Origin of the sequence: Blastococcus sp. PRF04-17 (genome assembly GCF_023016265.1) — a bacterium.
GTDB lineage: Bacteria > Actinomycetota > Actinomycetes > Mycobacteriales > Geodermatophilaceae > Blastococcus_B.
Genome location: NZ_CP095412.1, coordinates 1289796 through 1303997 on the forward strand (window position 1 = coordinate 1289796; position 14202 = coordinate 1303997).

The 14202-nt window shown below is 70.7% G+C and carries 18 protein-coding genes and 1 riboswitch; of the genes, 13 read left to right on the forward strand and 5 right to left on the reverse strand.

The window, feature by feature from the left end:
* Nucleotides 1-14 precede the first annotated feature (14 nt).
* The 3 genes from qcrC to qcrB are packed head-to-tail and all read left to right on the forward strand — an operon-like array spanning nucleotide 15 to nucleotide 3624.
* Nucleotides 15-824, forward strand: a complete 810-nt coding sequence (gene qcrC / locus MVA48_RS06500) for a cytochrome bc1 complex diheme cytochrome c subunit (protein WP_246987022.1) — start codon at nucleotides 15-17, stop codon at nucleotides 822-824.
* Nucleotides 821-1933, forward strand: coding sequence for a cytochrome bc1 complex Rieske iron-sulfur subunit (gene qcrA, locus MVA48_RS06505; protein WP_246987024.1), 1113 nt, complete (start codon nucleotides 821-823; stop codon nucleotides 1931-1933). The genes qcrC and qcrA overlap by 4 nt, the downstream gene beginning before the upstream one ends.
* Nucleotides 1933-3624, forward strand: coding sequence for a cytochrome bc1 complex cytochrome b subunit (gene qcrB / locus MVA48_RS06510; protein WP_305852293.1), 1692 nt, complete (start codon nucleotides 1933-1935; stop codon nucleotides 3622-3624). The genes qcrA and qcrB overlap by 1 nt, the downstream gene beginning before the upstream one ends.
* Before the next feature lie 104 nt (nucleotides 3625-3728).
* Here qcrB and MVA48_RS06515 read toward each other — a convergent pair whose 3' ends face one another.
* From MVA48_RS06515 to ctaC, 3 genes are all read right to left on the reverse strand, one after another.
* A complete protein-coding gene (locus tag MVA48_RS06515; RefSeq protein WP_246987026.1) occupies nucleotides 3729-4043 on the reverse strand; it encodes a DMT family transporter in 315 nt (104 codons plus the stop codon).
* Nucleotides 4044-4053: 10 nt separating this feature from the next.
* Nucleotides 4054-4118: riboswitch (guanidine-III (ykkC-III) riboswitch) on the reverse strand.
* 122 nt (nucleotides 4119-4240) lie between these two features.
* Complete coding sequence (locus tag MVA48_RS06520) at nucleotides 4241-4645, reverse strand: cytochrome c oxidase subunit 4 (protein ID WP_246987028.1); 405 nt, start codon at nucleotides 4643-4645, stop codon at nucleotides 4241-4243.
* An 81-nt stretch (nucleotides 4646-4726) separates the two neighbouring features.
* Nucleotides 4727-5611: an aa3-type cytochrome oxidase subunit II gene (gene ctaC, locus MVA48_RS06525; RefSeq protein ID WP_246987030.1), complete on the reverse strand. Its 885-nt coding sequence runs from the start codon at nucleotides 5609-5611 to the stop codon at nucleotides 4727-4729.
* A gap of 217 nt (nucleotides 5612-5828) precedes the next feature.
* Between ctaC and MVA48_RS06530 the strand changes: the two genes are divergently transcribed.
* From MVA48_RS06530 to asnB, 3 genes are read left to right on the forward strand one after another with little or no spacing between them, the layout of a single operon-like run.
* A complete protein-coding gene (locus MVA48_RS06530; protein WP_246987032.1) occupies nucleotides 5829-6197 on the forward strand; it encodes a metalloprotease in 369 nt (122 codons plus the stop codon).
* A complete protein-coding gene (locus MVA48_RS06535; protein ID WP_246987034.1) occupies nucleotides 6187-6537 on the forward strand; it encodes a DUF3817 domain-containing protein in 351 nt (116 codons plus the stop codon). The genes MVA48_RS06530 and MVA48_RS06535 overlap by 11 nt, the downstream gene beginning before the upstream one ends.
* A gap of 45 nt (nucleotides 6538-6582) precedes the next feature.
* Entirely contained in the window at nucleotides 6583-8526 is a 1944-nt protein-coding gene (gene asnB, locus MVA48_RS06540; RefSeq protein WP_246987036.1) for an asparagine synthase (glutamine-hydrolyzing), read from the forward strand.
* Nucleotides 8527-8686: 160 nt separating this feature from the next.
* Here the strand turns inward: asnB and MVA48_RS06545 are convergent, their stop codons facing one another.
* Nucleotides 8687-9040 carry a HesB/IscA family protein gene (locus tag MVA48_RS06545; protein ID WP_246987038.1) on the reverse strand — a complete coding sequence of 118 codons (354 nt, stop codon included), beginning with the start codon at nucleotides 9038-9040 and terminating at the stop codon, nucleotides 8687-8689.
* Between the two features lie 143 nt (nucleotides 9041-9183).
* Here MVA48_RS06545 and MVA48_RS06550 point away from each other — a divergent pair, with 143 nt between their 5' ends.
* From MVA48_RS06550 to MVA48_RS06560, 3 genes are read left to right on the forward strand one after another with little or no spacing between them, the layout of a single operon-like run.
* The gene (locus MVA48_RS06550) at nucleotides 9184-9804 is read left to right on the forward strand and encodes a DUF3043 domain-containing protein (RefSeq protein ID WP_246987040.1); all 621 of its coding nucleotides are present in this window, start codon (nucleotides 9184-9186) and stop codon (nucleotides 9802-9804) included.
* An 11-nt stretch (nucleotides 9805-9815) separates the two neighbouring features.
* On the forward strand, nucleotides 9816-10628 hold the full coding sequence (locus MVA48_RS06555; protein WP_246987042.1) for an MBL fold metallo-hydrolase: 813 nt from the start codon (nucleotides 9816-9818) through the stop codon (nucleotides 10626-10628).
* Between the two features lie 11 nt (nucleotides 10629-10639).
* Entirely contained in the window at nucleotides 10640-11623 is a 984-nt protein-coding gene (locus MVA48_RS06560; RefSeq protein WP_246987044.1) for an aldo/keto reductase family protein, read from the forward strand.
* A 77-nt stretch (nucleotides 11624-11700) separates the two neighbouring features.
* Here the strand turns inward: MVA48_RS06560 and MVA48_RS06565 are convergent, their stop codons facing one another.
* Entirely contained in the window at nucleotides 11701-11913 is a 213-nt protein-coding gene (locus MVA48_RS06565; protein WP_246987046.1) for a hypothetical protein, read from the reverse strand.
* A 104-nt stretch (nucleotides 11914-12017) separates the two neighbouring features.
* On the opposite strand from MVA48_RS06565, the gene MVA48_RS06570 reads away from it, so the two are divergent.
* Genes MVA48_RS06570 through MVA48_RS06585 form a run of 4 tightly spaced genes read left to right on the forward strand, consistent with a single transcriptional unit; the run spans nucleotide 12018 to nucleotide 14191 of the window.
* Nucleotides 12018-12455 (forward strand): phage holin family protein, encoded by a 438-nt coding sequence (locus tag MVA48_RS06570; RefSeq protein ID WP_246987048.1) that lies wholly within the window; start codon nucleotides 12018-12020, stop codon nucleotides 12453-12455.
* Entirely contained in the window at nucleotides 12452-12721 is a 270-nt protein-coding gene (locus tag MVA48_RS06575; RefSeq protein ID WP_246987050.1) for a DUF3618 domain-containing protein, read from the forward strand. The genes MVA48_RS06570 and MVA48_RS06575 overlap by 4 nt, the downstream gene beginning before the upstream one ends.
* Complete coding sequence (locus MVA48_RS06580; RefSeq protein WP_246987052.1) at nucleotides 12718-13011, forward strand: DUF4235 domain-containing protein; 294 nt, start codon at nucleotides 12718-12720, stop codon at nucleotides 13009-13011. The genes MVA48_RS06575 and MVA48_RS06580 overlap by 4 nt, the downstream gene beginning before the upstream one ends.
* A 46-nt stretch (nucleotides 13012-13057) precedes the next feature.
* Nucleotides 13058-14191 carry a YihY/virulence factor BrkB family protein gene (locus MVA48_RS06585; protein ID WP_246987053.1) on the forward strand — a complete coding sequence of 378 codons (1134 nt, stop codon included), beginning with the start codon at nucleotides 13058-13060 and terminating at the stop codon, nucleotides 14189-14191.
* Nucleotides 14192-14202 lie beyond the last annotated feature (11 nt).

Below are 14202 nucleotides of genomic sequence, written 5' to 3' on the forward strand. Positions count from 1 at the left end.
CGCAGTCCGAGGCCGTGCTCGCTGACGACGGCAACCCGGCCCGCCGGGCCCGCGCCCGGCGCCGTTCCAAGCACCGCCGCCGCCTGGCCAACGTCGCCGGCCTGATGACCGCCCTGGTCCTCACCGGTGTCCTCTACTCGATGTTCGCGCCCGCCCATGCGGCCGACGACAGGTCGGAGTCGGCCGCCGAGGCGGCCGGTCGGGAGCTGTACGAGCGCAGCTGCATCACCTGCCACGGCGAGAACCTCCAGGGCGTGCCGAACCGGGGGCCCTCGCTCATCGGCGTCGGCGAAGCTGCCGTGTACTTCCAGGTGCACACCGGCCGCATGCCGATGGTGCGCCAGGAGGCGCAGGCCCCCGACAAGCCGGCGGTGTTCTCCGACGAGGAGATCGACCAGCTGATGGCCTACGTCCAGGCCAACGGCGGCGGCCCGACCCTGCCGTCGGGCGACCTCCGCGACGGTGACCTCGCCGAGGGCGGCGAGCTGTTCCGCCTCAACTGCGCCTCGTGCCACAACTTCGTCGGTCAGGGCGGCGCCCTCAGCTCGGGCAAGTACGCGCCGTCCCTGGCCGACGCCACCGACCTCGAGATCTACACCGCGATGCTGAGCGGTCCTCAGAACATGCCGGTCTTCGGCGACAACCAGCTGACCCCTGAGGAGAAGCGCTCCATCATCAACTACATCCAGACCATCCAGGGTCAGGCCGACCCGGGAGGCGCCGGCGTCGGCCGCACGGGCCCGGTGGCCGAGGGTCTGGTGATCTGGGTCGTCGGCATCGGCGCCCTGATGTTCGGCATCTTCTGGATGGGGAGCAAGGCGTGAGCACGCGCGACATGCGGCCCGGCTCGACCGGGGGCGCGGACGTCCCCGGACCGCTGTACGGCGGTCCGGACGACGACTACACCCCCGAGCAGCTCGCTGCGATGAGCCGGCAGGACCTCGACCGGCTGGGCGCCCGCTACGACGGCGTGGAGATCCTGCACGTCGATCCGGGACCGGAGCCCGGCTCGATCATGGAGAAGCGCGCGGTCCGCCAGGTCGGCACCGTGTTCGCCCTCGCCGGGCTGTTCGCGTTCCTCTTCGTGGTGGTCTACGTCGGTTCCGGGTGGTTCCTGCCGGACTGGCACTGGGACGTCACCGAGGGCGGATGGAGCGCGTTCTTCACGCCGATGCTGGGCCTGTTCATGGGCCTGTCGCTGCTGTGTGTCGGTGTCGGCCTGGTGCTGTTCACCAAGAAGCTGCTGCCGCACGAGACCGCGGTCCAGGACAAGCACGACGGCTCGCACTTCGACCGCGTCACGGCCGGGGCGACGCTGGTCGGCGGCTGGCACAACAGCGGGCTGGCGCGTCGCAAGCTGATCACCCGCTCGCTGCTGCTGATGGGTGGCGGCGTCGGCCTCATGCTGATCATGCCGCTGGGTGGCCTGATCAAGAACCCCAACAAGGGCAACCCCCTCGGCACCACCAGCTGGGCCGAGGGCGTTCGCCTGGTGCGCGACAACGGCACGCCGATCCGTCCCGGCGACCAGGAGCCGGGTTCCCTCGAGACGGTCTTCCCGGCCGTTCCCGGCGGCAACCGGCAGGCCGACGCGGCGACGATGCTGATCCGGCTCCGCCCCTCTCAGGTGGACAACCTGCGGCCCCGGGAGGGCCACGCGGACTTCGCCTACGGCGAGTACGTGGCGTACTCGAAGATCTGCACGCACGCCGGCTGCCCGGTCTCGCTCTACGAGCAGGAGACCAGCCGCATCCTGTGTCCGTGTCACCAGTCGATGTTCGACGTCACCCAGGGCGCGAAACCCGTGTTCGGCCCTGCCACGCGGGCTCTTCCGCAGCTGCCCATCGGTGTCGACGACGAGGGATTCTTCGTCGCACGCAGCGACTACATTGAGGCGGTAGGCCCCACCTACTGGAACCGGGAGCGCATCTGATGGCTCGCAGCACAGCCCCCGTCGCTCCGGGTGTTCCGACGACGAAGCTCGGCAAGGCCGCCCTCGAGGTCGACGACCGCATGATCATCGCCCCGTGGCTGCGGCGGACGATGAACAAGGTCTACCCCGACCACTGGTCGTTCCTGCTCGGGGAGATCGCGCTCTACTCGTTCCTCATCCTGCTGCTGTCGGGCACCTACCTGACGTTCTTCTTCGACGCCTCGATGCGCGAGGTGGTCTACGAGGGCTCCTACGCGCCGCTGCGCGGCGTGGAGATGTCAGCCGCCTACGACTCGACGCTGGCGCTGTCGTTCGACGTCCGCGGCGGCCTCTTCATGCGCCAGCTGCACCACTGGGCGGCGCTGCTGTTCGTCGCCTCGATCATCGTCCACCTGATGCGGATCTTCTTCACCGGCGCGTTCCGCCGGCCGCGGGAGACCAACTGGCTGATCGGTGTCGGTCTCCTGGTCCTGGCGATCCTCGAGGGTGCCACCGGCTACACGCTGCCCGACGACCTGCTCTCGGGCACCGGCCTGCGCATCATCAGCGCGATCATCCTGAGCATTCCCGTGATCGGCACCTGGGCCCACTGGGCGGTCTTCAACGGCGACTTCGTCGGCGAACAGATCATCGGCCGCTTCTACATCGTCCACGTGCTGCTGATCCCGGCGATCCTGCTGGCCCTGATCGCGCTGCACCTGCTCATCCTGGTCAAGCAGAAGCACACCCAGTTCCCGGGCGCCGGCCGCACCGAGCACAACGTGGTGGGCAACCGCCTGTTCCCCGTGTTCGCGGCCAAGGCCACCGGCCTGATCTTCGTGGTCTTCGGTGTCTGCGCGGCCCTGGGCGGGCTGGTCCAGATCAACCCGGTCTGGCTCTGGGGGCCGTACAACCCGGCCCAGGTCTCCGCGGCGTCGCAGCCCGACTGGTACGTGATGTTCCTCGACGGCTCGACGCGCCTGTTCCCCGCGTGGGACATCAACCTGCCCGGTGACTACACCATCCCGGCATTGTTCTGGCCGACGCTCGTCCTGCCCGGCATCCTCTTCACGGTGATGGCGCTCTACCCGATGATCGAGCGCAAGCTCACCGGCGACACCGCGTCCCACCACCTGCTGCAGCGTCCCCGCGACGTTCCGGTGCGCACGTCGCTGGGTGCGATGGCGATCGTCTTCTACCTGGTGCTGCTGATCTCGGGTGGCAACGACGTCTTCGCCGACAAGTTCAACATCAGCCTGAACGCCATGACATGGGTCGGCCGGATCGGTCTGATCATCCTGCCGCCGATCGTCTACGTGATCACCTACCGGATCTGCCTCGGCCTCCAGCAGCACGACCGCGAGGTGCTGGACCACGGCCTCGAGACCGGTGTGATCCGGCGCCTGCCCCACGGCGAGTTCATCGAGGTCCACCAGCCGCTGGGCCCGGTCGACGAGCACGGCCACGGATCGCTGGCCTACGGCGGCGCTCCGGTGCCGAAGCGGATGAACCAGATCGGTGGGGCGCGGCGGGCCATCCGCGGGTTCTTCAAGCCGATCGAGGAGCCGTCCGCGGTCGAGCTGGAGCAGCGCGACGAAGGCGGTCGTGGGCTCGCTGCCCATGAGTCCGATCGTGAGCTCTCGTCGTCGGGTCGGCCCTCCGAGGGCGGCCGGCCGTCCGAGGGAGGGCGGCCGCAGGAGCCGCGCGACTGAACGAAGGCCGCCCCGCAGGGCCCCGGTGGACTGCCACCGGGGCCCTGCGGCGTTCGTGGGCACCGTCGGCGGTGCGCAGGCTCCGGTTCGCGGCATCTGCCCGATCAGTGCGTGAGCTTCAGGCCGATCACGCAGCCCACGATGCCGGCCAGCAGGAGAACGCGGACGACGGTGACCGGTTCCTCCCCCGCCCACATGGCGTACCCCGCGGTCAGGACGGCGCCGATGCCCACCCAGCCGGCGTAGGCGGTGCCGATGGGCAGTCCGCGCATCGCGTAGGCGAGGCCGGCCATGCTGGCGGCCATCGCCACGCCGAACACGACGGTCGGCGCCAGGCGGGTGAACCCCTGGCTCCGGCCGAGGGCGGTGGCCCAGACGGCTTCGAGGACGCCGGAGAGGACGAGGACGAGCCAGTACACGGTTGCTCCCGGAACGCCGTCTTGTCGCTGTCCGGGTACGGCGTGCTCGTCCGGGGGTCCAGGGCCGGACCCGCCACCACCGTGCCACACACGGCACCGGCGGGGCGGTGACTCACCCCACCCTCTGCGCCAGCCCCCGAGAACGACCGAGGGCCCCTCCCGCGCTCAGCGGGAAGGGCCCTCGGAACGGTTCCGGGTCAGCTCTGCGTGGCGTTCTGCCCCACGTAGTACTCGAAGAGCAGACCGCCGACGGTGATCAGCAGCGCGGCAGTGGCGATGAGGATCAGCCAGGAGTAGAAGAAGGCCAGCGCCAGGCCCATGAGCGCCGCCGACAGGGCCAGGCCGAACGGCCAGTAGCTGCCCGGGCTGAAGAACCCGAGCTCCCCCGCTCCGTCGGCGATGTCGGCGTCCTTGCGGTCCTCCGGCCGGGCGTCGATCCGCCGGGAGATGAACCAGAAGAACCCGCCGATCAGGATGGTCAGCCCGCCGGAGAGCGTCAGCGCGGTGGTGCCGATGGGCTCGCGTGCCCACAGACCGTACACGGCGGCGGCCACGAAGCAGAACACCGCGACGATGTTGAAGATGAGCGCCTCGACCTTCACGGCCGGACCTCCTCGTTCCTCGGGTCGATCAGGAGCAGGACGGCGGACCCCGGACGCACCCCGGAGCACACCCGGGGGCGCTCAGCCACCGGCGGACTGCTGGTCGGTGTTCTTGCCCTGCAGGTACTCGAACGGCGCCGTCGACGAGGAGAGGCCCGGCTGACCGATCTCCTCGAGCGCCTCGTAGGTGTTCAGGCCGGACTCGCGGGCCTCGATGTAGGCGTCGTAGTCGTCGCCGGACACCGCACGGACCTCGAAGTTCATGTACGCGTGGTACGTGCCGCACAGCTCGGCGCAGCGCCCGACGTAGGCACCCTCCTCCTGGACGGTCACCTCGAACACGTTGTCGCGGCCGTTCTCGTTGCCCGGGATGACGTCGAGCTTGAAGAGGAACTCCGGCACCCAGAACGAGTGGATGACGTCGGCGGAGGCGACCTCGAAGCGGATGGTGCGCTCGGTGGGCAGCACGAGGATCGGGATCTCGTTGCTCGTGCCGACCGTGTTCACCGGCTCGCCGTCCTCGTCCGCGGTGCCCGGGTAGACGAACTGCCAGTTCCACTTGAACGCGTTGACCGCGACCGTCTCGTCGGGCTCGTCGCTGCGCTCCATGACCCGGTTCTGCACGACCACGGTGTAGAAGAACAGGCCGGCGATGATCAGGAACGGCACGATCGTGTAGACGATCTCCAGCGGCAGGTTGTAAGCCGTCTGCTTCGGCAGCTCGTCGCTGCGCTTCCGGTGCGCGACGACGGAGTACAGGATCAGTGCCCACACCGCGAAGCCGACGACGAGCGCGGCGATGACCGAGCCGGTCCACAGCTCGCGCATGGCCTCCGAGCGGTCGGTGATGCCCTCCGGCCAGCCAAAGCGCCAGAACTCGTTGTTCGGCATCTGGCATCCGGTGAGGGTGAGTGCCCCCAGGAGACCGAGCGCGGCCAGCCGCGCGAGCCTGCTGCCTCGAGCCACTGCTCGCTGCCTCCTCGTCCTCCGTCCGGTGTCCCGGACGGTCCTCCCAGCGGTGTCGTCCGCCGTCGTGGCGGACGGCGTGCATGCCGATCACACTGCCGAAGCCAGTGTGGGGCGAGACTAGCCGACTCCGCTCGGCGGCCGACCACCGGAGACGCCGGACCGGCGGGTCGCAGGCCGGACCGGGCTCCCGCGGCCGACGGTTACAGTCAGGAGCGTGTTCTCCCGGCTGCTGACCCCCAAGTGGCTGTTGCTGCATCTGCTGGTGGCGGCGCTGTTCGTCGCCACGTTCTTCCTGGGCTTCTGGCAGCTGTCGAAGGCCGAGGCAGGGGGCGGCGCGGTGAACTGGAGCTACGCCCTGCAGTGGCCGCTCTACGGATGCATGGGGCTGTGGTTCTACCTGCGCATGGCCCGCATCGAGCTCCACCGCCACCCCGACGAGGACGAGCCCGGCACGGCCGTCGTCCTGTACCAGCGCCCGCGCATCGACACGTCAGGAGACCCCGAGCTGGCCGCCTACAACGCCTACCTCGCCGAGCTCAACGAGAAGGCCCTCGGCCAGCGGAGCGCCTCCGATGGCCGCTGACCGGACCGCGCCTGCCCGGGACTCGGAGCAGGCCATCGCCGCGGCGCTGCAGCGCTACCGCGTCATGGCCAACGTCGTCGGCGTCCTGCTGGTCCTGCTGTTCGTCGTCGCCATGCCGCTGAAGTACTTCGCCGACGTCCCGGAGCCGGTCACGGTCCTGGGGACGGCGCACGGCTGGTTGTACTTCCTCTTCTTCCTCGCCGCGGTCGACCTCGCCCTGCGGGCGAAGTGGACGCTGAAGGGTTCGGTGCTCACGATCCTGGCCGGCACGGTCCCCTTCCTGTCCTTCGTCGCCGAGCGTGCGGCCACCCGGAAGATGGCTGCCGGCCAGCGCGTGTGACCTCCGCCCGACCGCCCCTTCTCCCCACCCGAGGACTCCGCCCTGATGTGTGGCCTGCTCGCCTACTTCTCGACCGACGCCGACCGGGTGGACGACGCCACGGTGACGGCGGTGCGCGCGGCCCAGCACTGCATGCGCCACCGCGGGCCCGACGAGAACGAGGCCTGGTGGGACGACCGGGCCGTCTTCGGCTTCAACCGGCTGTCGTTCATCGACATTGAGCACAGCCATCAGCCGATGCCCTACGCCGACGGCCGTTACCGGATCGTCTTCAACGGCGAGATCTACAACTACCTCGAGCTGCGCGCCGAGCTGGCCGCCCTGGGCGCGACCTTCGCGACCGAGGGTGACACCGAGGCGATCGTCGCCGGCTACCACGTCTGGGGCGAGGCGGTGGTCGACCGGCTGCGGGGCATGTTCGCGTTCCTGATCTGGGACACGCAGACCGACACCGTCTTCGGCGCCCGCGACCCGTTCGGCATCAAGCCGCTGTTCACCACCCGGCTGGCCGACGGCGCGCTGGCGTTCTCCTCGGAGAAGAAGGCGCTGCTGGAGCTGCTCGGTGGCAGCAAGGCCGCCGGCGGCGTCGACGCCGCCTCCCTGCAGCACTACCTGACCCTGCAGTACGTACCCGAGCCGGCGACGCTGCACAGCGGCATCCGCCGGATCGAGAGCGGCACCAGCTTCACCGTGGTCGACGGCGAGCTGCACACCAAGCGCTACTTCCACCCGACGTTCCCCATCGAGCCGGTGGCGAAGGACGAGGAGCAGGCGCTCTACGACCGGATCGCCGACGTCCTCGACGACTCGGTGCGCGTGCACATGCGCGCCGACGTGACCGTCGGCTCGTTCCTCTCCAGCGGTATCGACTCCACGGCGATCGCCGCGCTGGCGCACCGCTACAACAGCGACCTGATGACCTTCACCGTCGGCTTCCAGCGGCAGGCGCAGTCGGAGATCGAGATCGCCGCGGAGTCCGCCGCGATCCTCGGCGTGCGGCACGTGCCGGTGGAGGTGACCGCGCAGGAGTTCGCCGAGGCGATCCCGCTGGTCGTCTGGTACCTCGACGACCCGGTCGCCGACCCGGCCCTGGTGCCGCTGTACTTCGTCGCCCGCGAGGCCCGCAAGCACGTCAAGGTGGTGCTCTCCGGCGAGGGCGCCGACGAGCTCTTCGGCGGCTACACCATCTACCGCGAGCCGATCAGCCTCGGGTGGGCGGCCAAGCTGCCGCCGGCCGGGCGCCGTGCCCTGGGCGCACTGTCGCGCCTGGTGCCGGAGGGCGTGCGCGGCCAGGACCTCCTGCGCCGGGCCTCGACCCCGCTGGAGCAGCGCTACTACGGCAACGCGCGCAACATGCGGGACGACGAGCTGGCGACCCTGCTGCGCGGTCACGACCCGGACCTGTCGCACGTGCAGGTGACCGAGGAGCTCTACCGGCGCACCCGCGAGGCCGGCTACGACGACGTGACGGCCATGCAGTACGTCGACCTGTTCACCTGGCTGCGCGGCGACATCCTCGTCAAGGCCGACAAGATGACGATGGCCAACTCGCTGGAGCTGCGGGTGCCGTTCCTCGACACCGAGGTCTTCAAGCTGGCCAGCACCCTGCCGTTGGAGATGCGGGTGCCCCGCCGCAGCGACGCGACCAAGTACGCGCTGCGCCGGGCCATGGAGCAGATCGTCCCGCCGAGGATCATGAACCGGCGCAAGCTCGGCTTCCCGGTGCCGACGGCCGAGTTCCTCGGCGGGCAGCTGCACGAGTGGGCGCAGCAGGTGATCGACGACAGCCAGACCGACGAGTGGCTGGATCGCGACGTGCTGCGCCGGCTGCTGGCGACGCTGCCCGGCGCGGACCCGGCGACGGTCGGCGCCAAGCGCACCGCCCGCCAGCTCTGGACGGTCCTGGTGTTCATGATCTGGCACGGCATCTTCGTCGAGGACCGGATCAGGCCGGAGATCCCGGAGACCGTCTACCCGGTCCGCCTCTGACGCACGTCGCTGGGGATCGCCTCACTGTTGACCATCGGCAGGTGGCGGGGGCCGTCCGGCGTGTCGACCGCCATTCGCCGATGATCAACGACGAGCCGCCCCGGACACGACAACGCCCGGCCCCATGGGGAGCCGGGCGCTGTGCGAGGTCTGGCGGGGATCAGCTGAAGCTGTCGCCGCACGCGCAGGAGTTGCCGGCGTTCGGGTTGTCGATCGTGAAGCCCTGCTTCTCGATGGTGTCGACGAAGTCGATGACCGCGCCGCCGAGGTAGGGGCCGCTCATGCGGTCGACGATGACCTCGACGCCGCCGTACTCGTAGGTCTGGTCACCGTCGAGGTAGCGCTCGTCGAAGAAGAGCTGGTAGCGCAGGCCGGAGCAGCCGCCGGGCTGGACCGCGATGCGCAGCCGCAGGTCGTCGCGACCCTCCTGGTCCAGCAGCGCCTTGACCTTGGCCGCCGCCGGCTCGCTGAGGATGACGCCGGTCGCGGCGTCGGTCGTGTCCTGCACCGACATGTTCTGTCCTCCCACATCCCTGGGTGCCCGCTGCGGCACGTCCCGCAACGACCCAACACCGCGGTAGCGGTCTGTTGTTCCACTGTACGGCGCTGACGGCGAGTTCCCGGGTCTCCTTCCCCACACACGTAGACTCCGAACCTGTGAAGCTCCGCCTGCCCGGCCGCCGTGACCGCGCCGAGACGACCGGCGTCCCGACCCCGGACGCCTCCGCCGACCTGACGGATCAGCTGGTCAAGGCGTCGGGCAAGGGCCGCCCCACGCCCAAGCGCAGCGAGGCCCAGGGCCGCCGTCCCGGCCCGCCGCCGCCCCCGCCCACCACGCGGAAGGAGGCCTACAAGCGCATGCGCGAGCAGCAGGCCGCCCGCCGCGCTGAGTCCCGCCAGGGCATGGCCCGTGGCGACGAGGCCTACCTGCCCGCCCGCGATCGCGGTCCCGTGCGCAAGCTGGTGCGCGACATCGTCGACTCCCGCCGCAACGTCGGCAGCTTCTTCCTCGCCATCGCCGGCGTCGCGCTGATCGGCACCGTCGTCCCGAGCCTCGTCGTCCGCAACTACGCGAGCGTCCTGCTGTTCGGCTTCTTCCTGCTGCTGATCGTCGACTCCGTCGTGCTCAGCCGGAAGATCAAGCGCACGGTCGCCGAGCGCTTCCCCGACGGGACGCAGCGGACCAAGGGCGTGGTCTGGTACGGCATCACCCGGGCCACCATGATCCGCCGCTGGCGGTTCCCGAAGCCCGAGGTCCCGCTGGGCGCCCAGGTCTGAGCCCGGCGCCGGTGCAGGTCACCCTCCTCGGCACCGGAGCCGCCGACGGCTGGCCCAACCCCTGGTGCGGGTGCGCCTCCTGCGCCGACGCGCGCCTGCACCGGCAGCAGCGCCGCCCCACGTCGGCGCTGGTCGACGGCGTCCTGCTGCTCGACCTCGCTCCCGGGGTTCCGCCGGACGGCATCCCGCTGGCCGGGGTGCGGACCGTCCTGATCACCCATGCGCACCCCGACCACTGCTCGCCCTTCTCGCTGCTGTGGCGGCGCTGGGCGCGGCGCCCCGAGAAGCTCGTCGTCGTGGGGCCGGCGCCCGTGCTGGAGGCCTGCCGGCCCTGGCTGGCCCCCGACGACCCGGTCGACCTCGTCGAGATCGTCCCCGGCGGCTCCCTGCAGTGCGGGGACCATCTCGTCCGCGCCCTCCACGGCGACCACGAGGTGCCGACCGTGCTCTACGACGTCACCGGTCCGGACGGCGGCCGGCTGCTGTACGCGACCGACACCGGCCCGCTCCCGGAGCCGACCCTCGCGGCGGCGCACGGGGCGGCCTACGACCTGGTGCTCATGGAGGAGACGTTCGGCGACGTCGTCGACCACGGCACCCGGCACCTGGACCTCGCGTCCTTCCCGCGCGAGCTGGACCGCCTGCGCGGAGTCGGCGCGGTCACCGGGCAGACCGACGTGGTGGCGGTGCACCTCGGCCACCACAACCCGCCCCGTCACGCGCTGGAGGCCCGCCTGGCCGCGCACGGCGCCCGCCTCGTCGACGACGGGACGACGATCGTCACCGGGGGCCGCCGAGGAGCGGGCTCGACCGGGCACGCCTAACGTCGCGGTACGTGGAATTCAGACGCCTCGGCCGCTCCGGCCTGAACATCTCCGAGATCGCCTACGGCAACTGGCTCACCCATGGTGGCCAGGTCGAGGAGGACGCCGCGCATGCCTGCGTGCGCGCCGCCCTCGACGTCGGCATCACGACCTTCGACACCGCCGACGTCTACGCCGGCACCCGCGCCGAGTCCGTGCTGGGCCGGGCCCTCCAGGGCGAGCGCCGCTCGTCCTACGAGCTGTTCACCAAGGTCTACTGGCCCACCGGCAAGGGCCCGAACGACCGCGGCCTGTCCCGCAAGCACATCATCGAGAGCTGCCACGCCTCGCTCGAGCGGCTGCAGACCGACTACGTCGACCTGTACCAGGCGCACCGCTACGACACGACGGTCCCCCTCGAGGAGACGATGACCGCCTTCGCCGACCTCGTGCGGGCGGGCAAGGTGCTCTACATCGGCGTCAGCGAGTGGAACGCCGAGGAGATCGCCGCCGGCGCCGCGCTGGCCCGCGACCTCGACATCCAGCTGATCAGCAACCAGCCGCAGTACTCGATGCTCTGGCGGGTCATCGAGGCCGAGGTCGTGCCGACGTCCGAGCAGGAGGGGCTGTCGCAGATCGTGTGGTCACCGCTGGCCCAGGGAGTGCTCACCGGCAAGTACCGGCCGGGCGAGCAGCCGCCGGCCGACACCCGCGCCGGGCACGCGGAGGTCGGGCAGTCGATGCAGGGCTTCATGCGCGAGGACATCCTCACCCGCGTGCAGGACCTGCGACCGATCGCCGACGACCTCGGCCTGTCGATGGCGCAGCTCGCGGTCGCCTGGGTGCTGCAGAACCCGAACGTGGCGGCGGCGATCATCGGGGCCTCGCGTCCCGAGCAGGTGCACGACAACGTCGCGGCCGCCGGCGTCAAGCTCGACGACGACGTCCTGAAGCGGATCGACGAGGTCCTCGGCGACGTCGTCGAGCGGGACCCCGCCAAGACCGCCCGCGGCTGATGAAAGACCCCGTCCTCCTCACCCTTCGCATGCTCAGGGCGAGCCTCGGGACGGGCCCTGGCCTGGCGGCGAGCTAGCTAGTTCGCCGCCAGGCCCATGGGGCCGTAGACCTTCTCGTGCCCGTCGAACAGCGTCACTGCGGCGACGCCCCGCTCGTGCAGCTCGCGCCAGTTCTCGCCCAGCCACGACTCGGCGTCGCCCTGGTTGTCGGCCGGCGGCACGTCCACGCCCACGGTGGCCGGGTCGACGGTCGCTCCGGAGGGGTCCTCGAGACGCCAGGTCCAGCTCATGCGGGCAGGCTAGTGACCGGAGCAGGACCTGGTGTGACCGGTCCGGCGGATTACCCGCGCCCCCGCGCGGGCATGGTCCCCCACCGACCGCTACCGGAGGACCGATGACAGCCGCACCCCCGCCCGGCGCCACGCGCGCCGAGCTCCCCCGCGACCCCGCCGATGTCTCGACCGGCGAGCTGATCGGCAAGCTCACCGAGCAGATCAGCACGCTCGTCCGCAGCGAGGCCCGCCTCGCGCAGGCTGAGGTGACCCAGAAGGCCAAGAGGCTCGGCGTCGGCGCCGGCCTGTTCGGCGGCGCGGGGCTGATGGCGTTCTTCGGACTGGCGGTGCTGATCAGCGCCGCCGTGCTCGGGCTGGCCGCCGTCCTGCCCGCCTGGCTGGCCGCCCTCGTCGTCGCGGTCGTCCTGTTCACGATCGCCGGCGTCCTGGCCCTGATCGGCAGGAAGGACGTCGCCCAGGCCTCCCCGCCGGTGCCGACGCAGGCCATCGCAGGCGTCCAGGCCGACATCGCCACGGTCAAGCAGGTGCTGTCCCGGTGACCGCGGCCCACGCCAACGACCCGGAGGCGATCAAGGCCGAGATCGAGGCCACCCGCGAGCAGCTGGGCCGGACCGTCGACGAGCTCAGCGCCCGGCTCGACGTCCCGGCGCGGGCCAAGGAGAGCGCCTACCGGGCGCGCGACACCGCCGTCGAGACCTACCGGGAGAGCCCGCCGCTGGCGATCGGCGGAGCCCTGACCCTGGTGGCACTGGTGTTAGGTCTGGTGGTCGTGCGTCGTCGAGCCGCATCGAGGAGGAAGCGTTGAGCAAGGAATCCAAGAAGAAGAGCAAGGGCGCCAAGCTCGCCTACCGGCCCGTCGGCCTGGTCGCCGGCATCCTGGCCGGAACCCTGTCCGGGATCCTCTTCAAGCAGGTCTGGAAGGCCGTCTCCAACGAGGACGACGCCCCGAGTGCCCTGCAGAGCGAGTACTCGATGAAGGAGGTCGTGCTCGCCGCCGCACTCCAGGGCGCGATCTTCGCCGCCACCAAGGCCGCGATCGACCGGGCCGGCGCCCGGGGCTTCAAGCAGCTGACCGGCGCCTGGCCGGGCGACTGAACCGCGCACCGAGCGGCCACACAGCGACGATCCAGGGGGAACGGCCATGAGTGGCACGAGCCAACGCGAGAGCGCCGTCGACCGGATCCGGCAGCGGGTCGAGGAGAAGGCGGCGCGTCGGGCGGCCGCCCTACAGGCGAAGGCGGAGCCGCCCTCCGGCGACTCCGGCCGGCTGCCGCCGGGCGCGCCCGGGCCCGACGAGCTGCCGGGTCTCCACGCGGAGAAGCCCACGCAGATCCCGTGGCAGGGCTGGAAGCAGGTACTGAAGCGGGCGTGGGCCGAGAACAAGGCCGACAACATGCCCATCATCGCCGGCGGTGTGGCGTTCTTCGGCTTCCTGTCGATCTTCCCGGCGCTGATCGCGCTGATCTCGATCTACGGCCTGGTCGCCTCGCCGGAGACGGTCGAGCGGCAGATCGACGACCTCGCCGCCCAGCTGCCCGAGGACGCCGCGGGTGTGATCGGCACGCAGCTCGACGCGATCGTCGACAACAGCGGCAGCGCGCTGAGCATCAGCCTGGTGATCTCGATCCTCGCCGCGCTCTGGAGCGCCTCGGGCGGGGTCGGGAACATGGTGACTGCCATCAACCTGGCCTACGACGAGGTCGAGGCGCGCAGCTTCGTCAAGCTCAAACTGACCTCACTGGCACTCACCCTCGGGGCGATCGTCTTCGTGCTGATCACGTTCAGCCTCGTGGCCGTCGTCCCCCAGGTGATCGAGGCGCTGCCGCTGGGCGTCGTCGGCACGATCCTGGCGCAGGTGGCCCGCTGGGTGCTGCTGCTGGCGGTGTTCGCCGGCTCCCTCGCCGTCCTGTACCGGGTGGCGCCCGACCGCGACAACCCGCGGTTCGCCTGGGTCAGCCTCGGCGCGGTCATCGTCACGGTCATCTGGGCGATCGTCAGCGTCGGCTTCGCGATCTACGTCGACAACTTCGGGTCCTACGACAAGACCTACGGCGCGATCGCCGGCGTCATCGTCCTGATGCTCTGGCTGTACCTGACCTGCTACCTGGTGCTGCTGGGCGCGGAGATCAACTCCGAGGCCGAGCACCAGACGGCACAGGACACGACGACCGGCGAGCCGCAGCCGATGGGCGTGCGCGGCGCGCAGGTGGCCGACACCCTGCCCGAGAAGCCGGAACCCGAGAAGGGCGACAGCGACCCCACCCGCAAGAACTGAGGGGAGTCGCC